Origin of the sequence: Novosphingopyxis sp. YJ-S2-01 (genome assembly GCF_016093175.1) — a bacterium.
Taxonomy (GTDB): Bacteria; Pseudomonadota; Alphaproteobacteria; order Sphingomonadales; family Sphingomonadaceae; genus Novosphingopyxis; species Novosphingopyxis iocasae.
Window position 1 is genome coordinate 2,750,822 of record NZ_JAEDAI010000001.1, and the last position, 15,354, is coordinate 2,766,175.

The 15,354-nt window shown below is 62.9% G+C and carries 10 protein-coding genes; 9 read left to right on the forward strand and 1 reads right to left on the reverse strand.

Going from position 1 to position 15,354, the window contains the following annotated elements; translation table 11 throughout:
* The first annotated feature begins 21 nt into the window (after positions 1-21).
* The 7 genes from I6A82_RS13530 to I6A82_RS13560 all read left to right on the forward strand — a co-directional run bounded on the left by I6A82_RS13530 (position 22) and on the right by I6A82_RS13560 (position 12,138).
* Entirely contained in the window at positions 22-2,274 is a 2,253-nt protein-coding gene (locus tag I6A82_RS13530) for an autotransporter assembly complex protein TamA (RefSeq protein WP_198095294.1), read from the forward strand.
* The gene (locus tag I6A82_RS13535) at positions 2,274-6,551 is read left to right on the forward strand and encodes a translocation/assembly module TamB domain-containing protein (protein WP_232343454.1); all 4,278 of its coding nucleotides are present in this window, start codon (positions 2,274-2,276) and stop codon (positions 6,549-6,551) included. Before I6A82_RS13530 ends, I6A82_RS13535 begins: the two co-directional genes overlap by 1 nt.
* Positions 6,551-6,787 (forward strand): hypothetical protein, encoded by a 237-nt coding sequence (locus tag I6A82_RS13540; protein ID WP_198095295.1) that lies wholly within the window; start codon positions 6,551-6,553, stop codon positions 6,785-6,787. The genes I6A82_RS13535 and I6A82_RS13540 overlap by 1 nt, the downstream gene beginning before the upstream one ends.
* Before the next feature lie 111 nt (positions 6,788-6,898).
* Positions 6,899-9,040 carry a TonB-dependent receptor gene (locus I6A82_RS13545; RefSeq protein ID WP_198095296.1) on the forward strand — a complete coding sequence of 714 codons (2,142 nt, stop codon included), beginning with the start codon at positions 6,899-6,901 and terminating at the stop codon, positions 9,038-9,040.
* Positions 9,041-9,104: 64 nt separating this feature from the next.
* Positions 9,105-10,247: an acyl-CoA dehydrogenase family protein gene (locus tag I6A82_RS13550; RefSeq protein WP_198095297.1), complete on the forward strand. Its 1,143-nt coding sequence runs from the start codon at positions 9,105-9,107 to the stop codon at positions 10,245-10,247.
* Positions 10,248-10,291: 44 nt separating this feature from the next.
* A complete protein-coding gene (locus tag I6A82_RS13555; protein ID WP_198095298.1) occupies positions 10,292-11,341 on the forward strand; it encodes an enoyl-CoA hydratase/isomerase family protein in 1,050 nt (349 codons plus the stop codon).
* 14 nt (positions 11,342-11,355) lie between these two features.
* Positions 11,356-12,138, forward strand: a complete 783-nt coding sequence (locus tag I6A82_RS13560; protein WP_198095299.1) for an enoyl-CoA hydratase-related protein — start codon at positions 11,356-11,358, stop codon at positions 12,136-12,138.
* Positions 12,139-12,228: 90 nt separating this feature from the next.
* Here I6A82_RS13560 and I6A82_RS13565 read toward each other — a convergent pair whose 3' ends face one another.
* Positions 12,229-12,714 carry a MarR family winged helix-turn-helix transcriptional regulator gene (locus I6A82_RS13565; RefSeq protein ID WP_187336877.1) on the reverse strand — a complete coding sequence of 162 codons (486 nt, stop codon included), beginning with the start codon at positions 12,712-12,714 and terminating at the stop codon, positions 12,229-12,231.
* Between the two features lie 45 nt (positions 12,715-12,759).
* Between I6A82_RS13565 and hppD the strand changes: the two genes are divergently transcribed.
* A complete protein-coding gene (gene hppD, locus I6A82_RS13570; protein ID WP_198095300.1) occupies positions 12,760-13,872 on the forward strand; it encodes a 4-hydroxyphenylpyruvate dioxygenase in 1,113 nt (370 codons plus the stop codon).
* 155 nt (positions 13,873-14,027) lie between these two features.
* Positions 14,028-15,344, forward strand: a complete 1,317-nt coding sequence (gene hmgA / locus I6A82_RS13575) for a homogentisate 1,2-dioxygenase (RefSeq protein ID WP_198095301.1) — start codon at positions 14,028-14,030, stop codon at positions 15,342-15,344.
* Positions 15,345-15,354 lie beyond the last annotated feature (10 nt).

Sequence of the window (15,354 nt, forward strand, 5' to 3'; positions counted from 1 at the left end):
CATGCTAAGAGCCTAAGTTCCATGCAAGCAGGGGTGAGGTTGTGGCCGGTGTATGACGGCGAGGGAGCAGGTCGCTCCATAAAGTTGCTTCTTGCCTGTGCGATTGCCACCGCGCCATCAGCGCTTCTGGCGCAGCAGGACGGCGGTGCTAGCGCATCCACGGACAGTCCAGCGCAGCAGCCGGAGAATCCTTCCGGGCAGCAGCCGGCCGACCCGATCATTTCGAACGAGGAGTTCGAAAAGGTCGTGCCCGAACTCGATCCGGCGATGAACGGTCCGCTGGAATCGATGGAAGAATTCACCGCGCGCCAGGATGCGCTCGATGCCGAGGAGGAGCAGAACCGGAAGGCAGCCGATGCCGACAGTGCCGAGGCGCTACCTGCCGCGCAGGATGGCGATGCCAATGAACAGCTTGCCGATGCGCCGATTACCGATCCCGCGATCGACGCCCCCCTCCCCGCGCTGGCCGACTTCCAGGTCGAGCCGGTAACGATCGAGGGTGAGACGCCCGACGATCAAGACGTCGAAATCAAATATGCCTACCGCATCGAAGGGCTGGAGCCGGTCGAAAAGGCGGTGGAAGACAACAACGTCCGCGATACCTTTGCCGAGCTTTCGGCGCTGAAGGACGGAGACGGTACCGCCGCCAATGCCGCGCAGGTGCAGGCGCGCCTCACCAGCGACCAGCAGTTGATGGTCACGATCCTGGAGAGCGAAGGCTATTACGATGCCAGCGTGACCGGCGGGATCGAGCTTCCGCAGCAGGCGGGAGGCGAAGCGACCGCCATTCTGAATGTGCAGCCAGGCGAGCGTTACACTTTCGGTTCGATCACGCTGGATTCGCCGCCGATCGTGCCGCCGGATTTGCTCACCAGCAATTTCGGGCTGAAGGTCGGCAATCCGATTATTGCGGCCAACGTCCTGGCGGCCGAAGCCAATCTCTCGGTCACCGCGCCGCAAAACGGCTATCCTTTCTTTGAGATCGGCCAGCGCGATATCCTGCTGGATTCCGTGCCCGCTACCGGTGCCTACACGCTTCCCATCACGCCCGGGCCCCGTTCCAGCTTCGGCGGGTTCGAAACCAGCGGCGATCTGGCTTTTGATTCCGAACATGTTGCGCTGCTCGCCCGGTTCGAGCGCGGAGACCTGTACGATAGCCGCAAGACCGACGATCTGCGACAGGCGCTGGTCGCGACCGGGCTGTTCAACACTGTCACGGTGGAGCCGAAACAAACCGGCGAAACCGCACCCGATGGCACCGAATATGTGACGCTGGATGTCGTGCAGAACGCGGGGCCGCCGCGCACCATCGCGGGAAGCGCGGGTTACGGCACCGGCCAAGGCTTCCGGGTGGAAGGCAGCTGGCAGCACCGCAATCTCTTTCCGCCGGAGGGGGCGCTCATCGCCCATGCGGTGGCGGGAACGCAGGAACAGGGCGCGGGCGTCACCTTCCGCCGCTCCAATGCGGGCAAGCGGGACCGGACGGTCGAGCTGACGCTGAACGCCCTGCGCAACGACTTCGACGCTTATAACGCGCTCACCGGCCGCCTTGCCGGACGGATCAGCTATGACAGCACGCCGATCTGGCAGAAGCCGCTCACCTATGGCTATGGCTTCGAACTCGTCGGCTCCTATGAAGAGGGTTATAACGAGGCGCTGGGCGCACGTGAGAAGGAGCTTTACTTCATCGGCGCGCTGCCGGGCCAGGTGACGTTCGATCAGTCGAACGATCTGCTGAACCCCACCAAGGGCTATCGCCTCACCGCACGCCTTTCGCCCGAAGTCGCGCTGAACGACGGAACGCGCACCTACGCGCGCACGCTGCTGGAGGCGACCGCTTATCAGCCGTTCGGCGAAAGTTTCGTGCTAGCGGGCCGCGTGCGTGCAGGCGCGATCGCCGGGATCGATCGCAACGATCTTGCGCCCTCACGCCGTTATTATGCGGGCGGCGGCGGATCGGTGCGCGGATATGGTTATCAGCAGCTTGGTCCCAAAGACCCGAACGGTCGCCCGATCGGGGGACGCAGCCTCAATGAAGCCTCGATCGAAGGACGCTACCGGTTCGGCAATTACGGCATCGTCGCCTTCGTCGACGCGGGTCAGGTCTATGAAAGCGTTCTGCCGAAGGGCAAGGATCTACGCTACGGCGTGGGCATCGGCGGGCGGTTCTATACCAATTTCGGCCCCTTCCGTCTGGATGTGGCAACCCCGATCAATCGCCAGCCGGGTGAAAGCATCGTGTCCGTCTATGTTTCGATCGGGCAGGCCTTCTGATGGCCAAGGATAGCGAGATGGAACCCGGAGCGCCCGAAGGCGAACCAGTCGAAGTAACCGAGACCGTCACCGAATATGATGAGCCGCGCGCCCATCGCGGACGCCGCCGAGCGCTAAAAGCTGCGAAATGGCTCGGCATCATCGTGGCCGCTCTCATCCTGCTGGTGGTGGCCGCTATCTTTGCGCTGAACACCCAGCCTGGCCGCGATTTTGCGGTGAACAAGATCAACAATCTTGAGCTCGCCTCCGGCCTCGATATCCATGTCGATAAGATCGACGGCTCGCTTTACGGCGATATGACGCTGGTCGGCCTGACGCTGCGCGATCCCAACGGCGTCTTCGCCACCTCGACGCGCGTGCGCGTCGACTGGAGCCCGCTCCATTTCGTTACACAAAACCTGCTCGACATCCACGCGCTGGAATCGCCGCAGGTCCGCCTGCTGCGTCTGCCAGAGCTTATTCCCTCCGAAGACAAAAGCGGCCCGCTGCTGCCGGGCTTCGACATCACGGTCGACAAGCTCAACGTCGATGAGTTGATCCTGGAACAACCGATTGCCGGCAAGCGGAGCATCGCCGCGCTCGATGGTAGCGTGAATATCCGCAACCAGGTGGCCAAGCTTGCCCTGAACGCGCGGACGCTGCGCAAGGAAGGGCTTGCCGGCGGTGACCGACTGATGGTGAACCTCGACGCTGCGCCTGAACAGAACAAGCTGGATATCGCGCTCGATCTGAGCGCCCCGGCGGACGGTCTCGTCGCCAGCTATACCAATATCGCGCAGCCGATCACCGCGCAGCTGAAAGGTGCAGGCGATTGGCAGCGCTGGAATGGGCGTCTGCTCGCCAATCTGGGTGGAGACCGCATCGCGGCGCTGGACCTTGCCGCGCGAAACGGCACCTTCCGCGTGCGCGGCGACACCAATCCCGGCCTGATCATGACCGGGCCGACGCAGGCCCTGCTCTCCCCTGTCACGCGGATCGATCTGACAACCGCGGTCGATAACAGCCGCTACGATCTGAAGGGCACGCTGTCGTCCGACAATTTCGCGCTTGCCACCAATGGCGTGATCGACCTTGGCAAGAACGCGTTCGACAGCCTCAAGCTTGATTTCCTGCTGAACAAACCTTCCACGCTGGCGCCCAATCTGAATGGCCGCGGCATTCGCGCCAATCTGGTGCTCGACGGCGATTTCCGGACGCCCGCCATCGCCTACAAACTCAATGCCGCCGCGCTTGGCTTCAACGATATCGTGGTTGAGCGCCTCTCTGCCGAAGGCTCGGCAAAAGTGGACTCGAACCGCATTCTTGTGCCGGTCAATGCCAGTGCGGCGCGGATCACGGGGCTGAACGCCACGGCGGGTGAACTGCTCACCAACGTACGCCTGAACGGCGACATCGCGATCGATGGCCCGCGCATTCTCAGCGACAATCTGCGCATCCGGTCCGATCGTCTGCAGGCAACAGCGCTGATCCTCGCGAACCTGGAGACCGGACTTTATACCGGCGCGCTGCAGGGTCAGCTCAACAATTACCGGATCGACAGCGTCGGCATCTTCAACATCAGGACCGATGCAGATCTGAAGGCGAACAATCAGGGCGGCTTCACGCTGGGCGGCAAGGTCCGCGTGCAATCCACGCAGATCTTCAACCAGAGCGCGCGCGACTTCCTGGGCGGCAACACGCTGGTGTCTACCGATTTCGCCTTTGGCAGCGACGGCGTGGCGCGGGTACGCAACCTCAATATCGCCTCCCCATCCTTCCGCCTGACCGGCGGATCGGGCAGCTATTCGCCCGACGGCCAGATCAGCTTCAGCGGTCAGGGGGTGTCCCGCCAATATGGTCCGCTGGGCCTCCAGCTTACCGGCACGCTCACCAACCCGACGGCGGTACTGACCGCAGACCGTCCAGGTTTCGGGATCGGCCTCGCCAACTTCCGGGCACAGGTGAAGGGTAGCAATGCAGGTTATGCCGTGCTGGCCAAGGGTGACACCGATTACGGCCCGTTTGACGCAGACCTCAACGTCATCACCGGTAATGCGCTGACGATCGATATTGCCCGGGCAAACTTCGCCGGCATCGCCTTCGACGGGCGGGTGCAGCAGACCGCCGCGGGTCCGTTCGCGGGACAGCTCAACGCTAATGGATCGGGTATCAACGGCGTTGTACGGCTGGCGTCGGTTTCCGGCGTCCAGCAGGCCGTCATCAATGCGCGCGCCAACAATGCCCGGCTGCCCGGCCAGAACAATGTGTCGATCGGCAGGGCGATTATCGATGCCACCGTTACGCTTTACGCCCAGCCATCGGTGGTCGCCGACGTGCAGTTTGCAAACACCAGCTATGGCGAACTGGATATCAATGCCGCGCGTGCCAAGGTGAACTATCAGGGCGGCAGCGGACAGGCGCAGCTTTATGCCGAAGGGCGCAATGGCGTCCCGTTCCGGATTGGCGCCAATGCGGATCTGCGCCCCGATCTGTGGCGCGTTGCGCTGGACGGGCGCGCCAACGGCATCGATTTCAAGACGAAGAATCCGGCACGCATCATTCCGGGCAAGGGTGGCTATCAGCTGCAGCCCGTCACCGTGCTCCTTTCGAGCGGATCGCTGCAACTCGCGGGCCAGTATGGCGACGGACTGAAGATTCAGAGCCGCCTCAACGGGGTGGACCTGTCGATTGCCAACACTATCAGCCCCGGCCTGGGTCTGGGCGGCAAGGCGAACGGCAGCCTTGATTTCAGCCAGCCTTCCGGTGCCAGCTTCCCCAGCGCCGATGCGCGGCTCAGCATCGACAATTTTACGCGCACCAGCTTGTCCGCCGTCTCCACTCCTGTCGACATCAACTTCGTCGGCAAGCTGCTGCCCGATGGCGGTGATGCGCGCGCGGTGCTGCGGCAGGGTTCCACCGTGATCGGCCGCATGGTGGCCACGCTCAATCCGCTTCCCCCCGGTGCGGGCAGCTGGACCACGCGTCTCTTGGCCGCGCCGCTTGGCGGAGGCATCCGCTACAATGGCCCTGCGAGCACGCTGTTCAGCTTCGCCGCGGTGCCGAACCAGACGCTTAAAGGCACGATCGGACTTGCCGCCGATTTCGCAGGCCGGGTGCAGAGCCCGCAGCTCAACGGCCTCGTGCGCGCCAACGATCTTACTTATGAGAATGAGGTTTACGGCACGCGCCTCAGCCAGATGAAGCTGGCGGGCAGCTTCAGCAATGATCGCTTCCAGCTCGATACGCTCCGCGCGGTGGCCGGCAATGGCACCGTCGAAGGATCGGGCTTCGTCAGCCTGAGTTCGGATAAGGGTTTCCCGCTCGATCTGCAGCTGAACCTGAACGATGCCCGCTTGGCACGCAGCGACAATATCAGTTCGACGGCCACCGGTAATATCCGGATTACCAACCAGCCGGGATCGAACGCGAAGATCGCTGGCACCATCCGTCTGCCGCAGACACGGTATCGCATCATCCGCCAGGGCGGCCCTGAAGTGCCCAAGCTGACAGGCGTGCGCCGCATGCCGCCCACCGGCCGGAAGAAGGTAACCGGTGATCCGGAGCCCGGCGCCGCGCTGCCGACGGTGTTCGACCTGGCCGTCACGATCAAGGCCGACGACCAGATTTACATTTCCGGCATGGGGCTGGAGTCGGAATGGGCGACGGACCTGCGGATCACCGGTACCACCGCCAATCCGGTCATTGCAGGCGATGTGTCGCTTGTACGCGGCACCTATGGCTTTGCCGGCAACAGCTTCACGCTGACCGAGGGCCTGATCACCTTCAATGGCGGCCAGCTTACCAATCCGACGATCAAGATAGCCGCCTCCGCCGATGTCAGCGGTGTCACCGCGATCTTGAACGTCACCGGCCGCGCGCAGAACCCGCAGATTTCCTTCACCTCGACGCCCGCTCTGCCGCAGGACGAGATTATCAGCCGCATTCTTTTCGGCAGTTCGGTTGCCAATCTCTCGGCCATTCAGGCGGTTCAGCTCGCTTCTTCGCTCAACAGCCTGCGCGGCAGCGGGGGCGGGTTCAATCCGCTGGGTGAGCTGCAGGCTGCAACCGGCATCGATCGCCTGCGCATCCTTGGCGCGGACAACAATTCAGGCCGCGGTACCGCGCTGGCGGCAGGCAAATATCTGACGGACGATGTCTATATCGAGATCATCACCGATGCGCGTGGCTTCACCGCGACGCAGCTGGAAGTGACGCTCACCCCCGCCCTCTCGGTGCTCAGTAGCTTCGGCAATTTCGGCCAGTCCAATGTCAACGTGCGCTACAAGAAGGACTATTGATGCGCGCCGCGCCGTCTGGATTGCTACTCTTGGTTCTCCTTGCAGCCTGCAAGGAGAAGGAGCCCGACTTCGATGCGCAGTACGATAACACCGCCAAGGAAATCGAAGCGCGCGCCCGGAAGCTCGACGCGAAAATGAACGAGCAGATGCAGGTGATGGACCGGGAGTTGGAGGTGCGCGGCATGACCACTCCCCCCACCACGCAAACACCGGCTGAGACCACCGAACGCAACTAATCCGTTCGTCGCACAGCCACGTCGGTTCATCGCGCAGCATTATGGTAATGATGTATCATTGCGTAACGGCTGCCGGATCAGTCTTTCCACCCAAAGAACGGTCGATCCTACATGAAATTCGCTTATTTCCTGCTTGCAGGAACCGTCCTCACGTCTCCGCTTGCCGCCGCCGAAAAGGCGCCCGACGTTCCCGCCGCAGCCCCGGACGCCGCCGCGCCGGCTCCTGTCTCTGCCCCGCAGGCCGGTACGACTGCGCAGACGCAAGACGCTTATCATGATGAGCCGTCCACCGAGATCATCGTCACCGCGCCGTTCCAGCGTAACCGGCTCGACGTGCTTTCGGGCACCTCGGTCCTCACCGGGACCGAGCTGACGCGCGAACTGCGCCCGACTATCGGTGATACGCTGGCAAAGCAGCCGGGCGTTTCGGCCACCTCCTTCGGCCCCAACGCCTCGCGTCCGGTATTGCGTGGCTTCCAGGGAGACCGCGTGCGCATCCTGACCGACGGCATCGGCAGCTTCGACGTATCGAATACCAGCGTGGATCACGCCGTCGTTATTAACCCGCTAACCGCGGACCGGATCGAGGTGCTGCGCGGCCCGTCGGCCTTGCTGTACGGATCGTCCGCGATCGGCGGCGTCGTCAATGTGATCGATTCGCGCATTCCGCGCCGCGTACCGGAATCGCCGCTGCACGCGGAGGGCCTTGCCACCTATGGAAGCGCCGCGGACGAGCGCGCGGTTTCCGGTGCGGTCGACGTGCCCTTCGGCGGCAAATTCGTGGCCCATGCCGATGCGAGCTACACCAAAACGGGCGATCTGGAGACCGGCGGCTATATTCTGGCCCCCGCCTTGCGCGCCGAGGCTGCGGCTAGCGCCGACCCCGAAATCCGCGCACTGGCGGACCTCAAAGGCAAGCTGCCCAACAGCGCGGCGGAAACGTCCGATCTGGCTGCCGGCCTTGCCTTTATCGACGAAGGCGGTTCGATCGGCTTCTCGGTCAACCAGTATGACAGCCTCTACGGCGTTCCGATCCGTTATGCTTTGCAGCCCGGCGAAGATGCCGAAGCCGTGCGTCTGGACGTCAAGCAGACCCGTGCGGACCTGCGCGCCGAAGTCGATACCGGCGGTGGTTTCCTGCGGCAGATCAAGCTGCGTGCGGGCTTCGCCGATTACGAGCATAGCGAGATCGAGGATACCGGCGAAGTCGGCACCACCTTCTACAATCAGGGCATCGAAGCGCGTCTGGAGCTTGTCCAGGCCCGTCGCGGCAACTGGGAAGGTGCCATCGGCGGCCAGATGCTGATCCGCGACTTCAACGTGGTGGGCGAAGAGAAATTCCTGCCGCGCAACCGCACCCAGCAATATGGCATCTTCACGCTGCAAAGCTTCGATCTTGGCCCGCTGCGCGCCGAAGCAGGTGGGCGCTACGAACATAGCATCCTCAACGCTTTCCCCGACACGGACCTCGGCAATCCCTTCATCGAGCGGCGATTTGACGCATTCTCCGGATCACTCGGTGCGAGCTACGGCCTTTCCGATGCATGGCGCCTGGGCCTAAGCGGCACCTATACGGAGCGCGCACCGGCTGCCGAGGAGCTATTCCCCAACGGGCCGCACGCCGGTACGCAGGCCTTCGAAATCGGCAACCCGAATTTCGACAAGGAACGCAGCAAGGGGCTGGAAGCCTCGCTGCGGGGCAAGGGCGACGGCTATAACCTGTCGGTTTCCGGCTTCTACAACTGGTTCGATAACTTCATCTACGATCAGCAGACCGGCGAGCTGGAGGACGGCCTGCCCGTCTACCAGTTCATGCAGGCCGAGGCGCGCTATTACGGCTTTGAAGTCGATGCGTCCGCGCGTCTCGCGCAGTTCGGCGAATATGCGATCAATGTCGACGGTATTGCCGATTATGTGCACGCCACCATCGTCGATGTCGGCCCAGCGCCGCGCATTCCTCCGCTCCGCCTCCTCGGCGGCATCGAAGCGCAGTCTGACCGGCTGACCGGCCGCATCGAGGCCGAGTATAATGCAAAACAGACCCGCGTGGCCCCGATCGAGACGCCGACCGACGATTTCACGCTGGTCAACGCCTCGCTCGCCTTCCGTCCGTTCGACAGCAACCGCACACAACTCATTGTGTCGGCGAACAACATCTTCGACGTGACGGCCCGCCGTGCGGCGAGTTTCCTCAAAGACTATGCGCCGCTGGCTGGGCGTGATTTCCGGGTTAGTCTGCGCCTCTCGCTCTGACGCGCGCTGGTTTCCTGCCCGGTTGGGGCTGGACGCGGCGGCGCATCTGAATAGAAGCGTCGCCATGACCCAATTCGATCTGACTGAAGAGCAGCGCGCCATCCAGGAGATGGCGCGCAAATTCACCGCCGATGAAATCACGCCCCATGCGGGCAAATGGGACGAAGAGCATATCTTCCCGCGCGAAACGATCGTGAAGGCGGCCGAGCTCGGCTTCGCCTCGATCTACGTCTCTGAGGAATCGGGCGGTATCGGCCTCGGCCGGCTGGACGCGGCCCTGATTATGGAGGCCATGGCCTATGGCTGCCCTTCCACCAGCGCGTTCATTTCGATCCACAATATGGCGAGCTGGATGATCGACGCGTTCGGCAGCCAGACGGTGAAGGACAAATACCTCCCCTCGCTCGTCACGATGGACAAGATCGCCAGCTACTGCCTTACCGAGCCGGGCTCCGGCTCCGACGCCGCGGCGTTGAAGACCACGGCCAAGCGCGACGGCGACCATTATGTGCTGAACGGCTCCAAGCAGTTCATCTCGGGCGGCGGCGAGAATGAGGTTTATGTCTGCATGGTCCGCACGGGCGATGCGGGCCCCAAGGGCATCAGCTGTCTCGTGGTCGAGAAGGACATGGAAGGCGTCAGCTTCGGCGCGCCGGAGCGAAAGCTCGGCTGGCATTCGCAGCCCACCGCGCAGGTGAATTTCGATGATGTCCGCGTGCCGGTGGAAAACCTGGTCGGCGCAGAGGGTCAAGGCTTCTCGATCGCGATGCAGGGCCTCGACGGCGGCCGCCTGAATATCGGCGCCTGCTCGCTGGGCGGTGCGCAGCGCTGCCTAGACGAGGCGATTGCCTATACCAAGGATCGCCAGCAGTTCGGGAAGCCCGTTGCGGAATTCCAGAACACCCAGTTCATGCTCGCCGATATGGCGACCGATCTGGAAGCCGCGCGTGCGCTTCTTTACCTCGCCGCCGCCAAGGTGACGGAGGGCGCGCCCGACAAGACCCGCTTCGCCGCCATGGCCAAGCGCCTCTCCACAGACAGCGGCTCCAAGATCGTCAACGACGCGCTGCAGCTGTTCGGTGGCTACGGTTATCTCATGGACTATCCGATCGAGCGTTTCTGGCGCGACCTGCGCGTGCACTCGATCCTGGAAGGCACCAACCAGATCATGCGGCTGATCGTCTCGCGCGATCTGCTCCGGCAATAATCATTACCGTAAGTCCCAAGGCTCACGGCAATTGGAAAAGTGACATGACCGACCAACTCATCATCCGCACCGAGGGGTTCGCAGGCCGCATCAGCCTGAACCGTCCGGCCGCGATCCATGCGCTCACCACCGATATGTGCTTTGGTATGACCGAGGCCCTCAAGGCCTGGGAACATGACGACGCAGTGCAGGCGATCCTCATCGACCACAGCGAAGGCCGCGGCTTTTGCGCGGGCGGGGACATCCGCATGCTCGCCGAAAGCGGGGCGAAGGATGGGAAGGAAGCACGCGAGTTCTTCTGGAACGAATATCGCCTGAACCACCAGCTGTTCACCTATGACAAGCCGGTGGTTGCGTTCATGGACGGCATCACCATGGGCGGCGGCGTAGGCATTTCTCAGCCCGCGCGCTTCCGCGTGGCGACCGAGAATACCCGCTTCGCCATGCCGGAGACGGGCATCGGCCTGTTCCCGGACGTGGGCGGCGGCTGGTATCTTCCGCGCCTGGAAGGGCGCGTCGGCCAGTTCCTCGCGCTTACCGGCGCGCGCATCGACGGCGCGGAGTGCCTCGCCCTCGGCCTCGCCACCCATTATCTGCCTGCCGAAAAGCTGGAAGAAGCCAAGGAACGGATTGCCGAGCGTCCGGGCCGCATCGCCGGTATTTTGGGCGATCTTTCGGTCACCGCGCCGGATGCGCGCATCACTGCGAACATCGACAAGATCAACCGCCTGTTCGCCAGCGATCGCTATGAGGACATTCTCGAAGCGCTGGAGAAGGACGACAGCGATTGGGCGCAGAAGGAACGCGATACGCTCGGCACCAAGAGCCCGCAGACTTGCAAGGTAGCGCTGCGCCAACTGAAGGAAGGCGCTGAGATGCCCGACTTCGCCAGCCAGATGAAACAGGAATATGCCATCGGCGCGCATGTCGTCGGGCGGCACGATTTTCTGGAAGGCGTGCGCGCGCTGATCATCGACAAGGACAACGCGCCCAAATGGGACCCGCCGACGCCCGAGGGCGTCACCGATGCGATGATCGACGAGATTTTCGCGCCCATGCCTGCGGGCGAGGAATGGCGCCCGCTGGAAGACTGATCCGGAGAAACCCGATGACCTACGAAACCATCACGACCGAAACCCGCGATGCCGTGACTCTGATCACGCTCAACCGCCCCAAGGCGCTGAATGCGCTCAACACGCAGGTGCTGGAGGAGTTGATCGACGCTTTCTCAGCCTATCAGTCGGATGACAGCCAGCGCTGCGCGGTATTGACGGGGTCGGGCGAAAAGGCCTTTGCCGCCGGTGCGGACATCAAGGAAATGGCCGACAAGCCGAGCGCCGAATTCTACGCCGAAGACTTCTTTGCCAAGTGGACCAGCCATATCGTAAAGGCGGTGCGCAAACCCTGGATCGCCGCGGTGAACGGTTTCGCGCTCGGTGGCGGCTGCGAACTTGCCATGATGGCCGACTTCATCCTGGCGAGCGACAGCGCGAAATTTGGCCAGCCGGAGATCAAGCTGGGCGTGGCGCCCGGCATGGGCGGATCGCAGCGCCTTACCCGCGCGGTCGGCAAGTCGAAGGCGATGGAAATGTGCCTGACGGGCCGCATGATGGATGCCGAAGAGGCCGAGCGCGCCGGTCTTGTGGCCCGTGTGATCCCCGCGGCGGACCTGATGGACGAAGCGATCAAGAGCGCCAAGGCGATCGCCGCCATGCCCCCGCTCGCCGCGATGGTGAACAAGGAAATGGTGAACGCGGCCTATGAAACCACGCTCGACCAAGGGCTGCTGCACGAACGTCGCCTGTTCCAGATCCTCACCGCCACCGAAGACAAGGTGGAAGGCATGAACGCGTTCATCGAGAAGCGCGACGGAAACTGGAAGGGCCGGTAAGCCTACAGACCACCGTCATTGCGAGGCGCCCGAAGGGCAACGAACCAATCCAGGGCGGTTGCAATGCCGCAACCGCCCTGGATTGGTTCTTCACCCCTTCCCTTCCAGCACCTCCAACGCCGCGGCATCGATCCGGCGCAGCATCGCCTCGAACGCCGCCAGTTCCTCCGCTTCGAACCGGCCGAAAATTGCGCGCTCCATCGCGCGCGCCTGTGCCCCGATTCGCCGGTGCAATTCTTTACCCTGATCGGTCAGCACCAGTGCGTGACTGCGCCTGTCCTCCTCACGAACCTGCCGCGCCACTAGCCCGCGGCCTACCAGCACTTTGGCAGCTCGGCTGACCGTCACTTTGTCCATGCGCGTGCGGTGGACGATGTCACGTTGGGTCATCCCCTCGCCTTCGGCAATCACCGCCACGATCCGCCATTCCGGTATCGTCAGCCCGAAATGGGATCGATAGGTCGCAGCGATCGTTTCACTGACGAGATTGGACGCAAGCGACAGCCGATAGGGCAGGAACTGGTCCAGCCGCAATTCGTCCGCCGCAGCGTCTCCGGATTGATCTTCGGTGCTCATTGCGATAAGATAGTTGCAAATGTAACGATATTGGAGTCTCGACCCATGCCAACCGATGTAACGCAGCTCCCCGAGAATGTCGCCGGTCTCGACGGCTTCGAGTTCCTCGAATTTGCTGGCGATCCTAAGCAGATCGACAAGGTGTTCACGCAGATGGGTTTCGTGCCAGTTGCGAAGCACCGCTCCAAGGACGTGACGCTCTATCGTCAGAACGGCATCAACTTCCTGTTGAACAATGAGCCCGGCAGCCAGGCACAGCATTTTGTACGCGAGCATCACACCGGGGGTGCCTGCGCCATGGGCTGGCGCGTGAAGGACGCCGCTGCGGCTTACCAACATGCTATCGACAATGGCGCGGAACCGGCGACCGGCGATCTCGGCTGGATGGAGCTGAAGATCCCCGCCATTCGCGGCATCGGCGGCAGCCTTATCTATTTCGTGGACCGCTACGGCCAGGATGGTAGCGCGGACATCTACGACATCGATTTCAAATTTTTCGACGGCGTCGACAAGAACCCGGAAGGTGCCGGCCTCGCCATCGTCGATCACCTCACCCACAATGTCTATCGCGGCCGCATGAAGTTCTGGGCGGAGTTCTATGAACGCCTCTTCAACTTCACCGAAATCCGTTATTTCGACATCAAGGGCGAATATACCGGCCTAACCAGCAAGGCGATGACCGCGCCCGACGGCAAGATCCGCATTCCGCTGAACGAGGAAGCCGAAGGCGGCGGCGGGCAGATCGAGGAATATCTGGTCGATTTCAACGGCGAAGGCATCCAGCACATCGCGATGTCGACGCCCGATATCTACAAGACCATCGACCAGCTGCGCGCCAACGGCCTGCCCTTCATGGACCCGCCGCCGGACACCTATTACGAAATGCTGGCCGAGCGCCTGCCCGGCCATGGCGAGCCGGTGGACGAGATGAAGGCCCGCGGCCTGCTGCTCGACGGATCGACCGAGGAAGGCGATCCGCGCCTCCTCCTCCAGATCTTCACCGGCAACATGTTCGGCCCGGTGTTCTTCGAGATCATCCAGCGCAAGAAGGATGAAGGCTTCGGCGAAGGCAATTTCAAGGCGCTGTTCGAAAGCATCGAGCGCGATCAGATGCAGCGCGGCAAGCTGAAGGGCAAAGGCGAGAAAGCGGAGGCCTGAGGCTGACGGCTTGCGCCCTCTGAACCGTTCGCCCTGAGCCTGTCGAAGGGCCGTACTTTTCACGTAAAAGCGCGGTGCGATCAAAAAAGACAGGGCTTCGACAGGCTCAGCCCGAACGGGGCCGGGGGATGGCGTAAAATACTGCGGAGAGGATCATGAACGTCGAACGCACTATCGCCGCCAAGGCGCGCGAAGCGGATTACATGACCGGATTCGGATCGCATTTCGCAACCGAGGCGGTGCCCGGCGCGCTGCCGCAGGGCCAGAACAGTCCGCAGCAACCACCGTTCGGCCTCTATGCCGAGCAGCTGTCCGGCACCGCCTTCACTGCGCCGCGCCATGAAAACCACCGCAGCTGGCTGTACCGCATGCGCCCGAGCGCGGAGCATCCGCCCTTCGTGCGCTATGAGGGAGCCAGCCGTTTCAGCGCCGCCTCTCCGGACGGACCGCTGGCGCCCAATCGCCTGCGCTGGGATCCGCAGAGCGAAAGCGCGCCCGATGTCGATCTGATCGACGGCATGATCACCATGCTCACCAACCGCGATCCGTCCGAGCTGACGGGCGTCGCGGTGCATCTCTACGCCGCCAACGCGGACATGGAGACGCGCGTGTTCGTGGATGCGGACGGCGAGCTGCTGTTCATTCCGCAGGAAGGTCGGCTGGAGCTTCTGACGGAGCTTGGCCGCATGGTCATCGGCCCCGGTGAAATCGCGCTGATCCCGCGCGGCGTGCGATTCCGCGCGCTGCTGCCGGACGGGACCGCGAAGGGTTATGTCGCCGAAAATCACGGCGCGCTCTTCCGCCTGCCCGATCTCGGGCCGATCGGAGCCAACGGCCTCGCCAATCCGCGCGATTTCGAGACGCCCGTGGCCTGGTACGAGGATCGCGACGAGGAGATCGAGCTCGTCCAGAAATATCTGGGCACCCTGTGGACCACCACGCTCGATCACAGTCCGCTCGATGTCGTCGCCTGGCACGGCAATCTCGCGCCCTTCCGCTACGATCTGTCGCGCTTCAACACGATCAACACGGTCAGCTTCGATCACCCCGATCCCAGCATCTTCACCGTGCTGACCAGCCCCAGCGAGACGCCGGGCCGCGCCAATGCGGATTTCGTGATCTTCCCGCCGCGCTGGATGGTGGCGGAAAAAACCTTCCGCCCCCCCTGGTTCCACCGCAATGTGATGAGCGAGGCGATGGGCCTGATCCACGGCGAATATGACGCGAAGGAAGGCGGCGGCTTCCAGCCGGGCGGGCTATCGCTCCACAACCTCCTCGCCGGCCACGGCCCGGACAAGGCAAGCTGGGAAAAGGCAAGCGCCGCGGACCTGAAACCGATGAAAATCGACGGCACCATGGCGTTCATGGTCGAAAGCTGTTGGCCCTATCGTCCAACGCCTCATGCGATGGAGCATGCGCAGCCCGATTATGACGAGGCCTGGGCCGACTTCCCCAAGGCGCAGCTCCCCTGAATTTCCTGGA

Bases quoted from the DNA above. Each gene is read 5' to 3' on its own strand.
- I6A82_RS13530 (WP_198095294.1), top strand. From the start codon at position 22: ATGCAAGCAGGGGTGAGGTTGTGGCCGGTGTATGACGGCGAGGGAGCA.
- I6A82_RS13535 (WP_232343454.1), top strand. From the start codon at position 2,274: ATGGCCAAGGATAGCGAGATGGAACCCGGAGCGCCCGAAGGCGAACCA.
- I6A82_RS13540 (WP_198095295.1), top strand. From the start codon at position 6,551: ATGCGCGCCGCGCCGTCTGGATTGCTACTCTTGGTTCTCCTTGCAGCC.
- I6A82_RS13545 (WP_198095296.1), top strand. From the start codon at position 6,899: ATGAAATTCGCTTATTTCCTGCTTGCAGGAACCGTCCTCACGTCTCCG.
- I6A82_RS13550 (WP_198095297.1), top strand. From the start codon at position 9,105: ATGACCCAATTCGATCTGACTGAAGAGCAGCGCGCCATCCAGGAGATG.
- I6A82_RS13555 (WP_198095298.1), top strand. From the start codon at position 10,292: ATGACCGACCAACTCATCATCCGCACCGAGGGGTTCGCAGGCCGCATC.
- I6A82_RS13560 (WP_198095299.1), top strand. From the start codon at position 11,356: ATGACCTACGAAACCATCACGACCGAAACCCGCGATGCCGTGACTCTG.
- I6A82_RS13565 (WP_187336877.1), bottom strand. From the start codon at position 12,714: ATGAGCACCGAAGATCAATCCGGAGACGCTGCGGCGGACGAATTGCGG.
- hppD (WP_198095300.1), top strand. From the start codon at position 12,760: ATGCCAACCGATGTAACGCAGCTCCCCGAGAATGTCGCCGGTCTCGAC.
- hmgA (WP_198095301.1), top strand. From the start codon at position 14,028: ATGAACGTCGAACGCACTATCGCCGCCAAGGCGCGCGAAGCGGATTAC.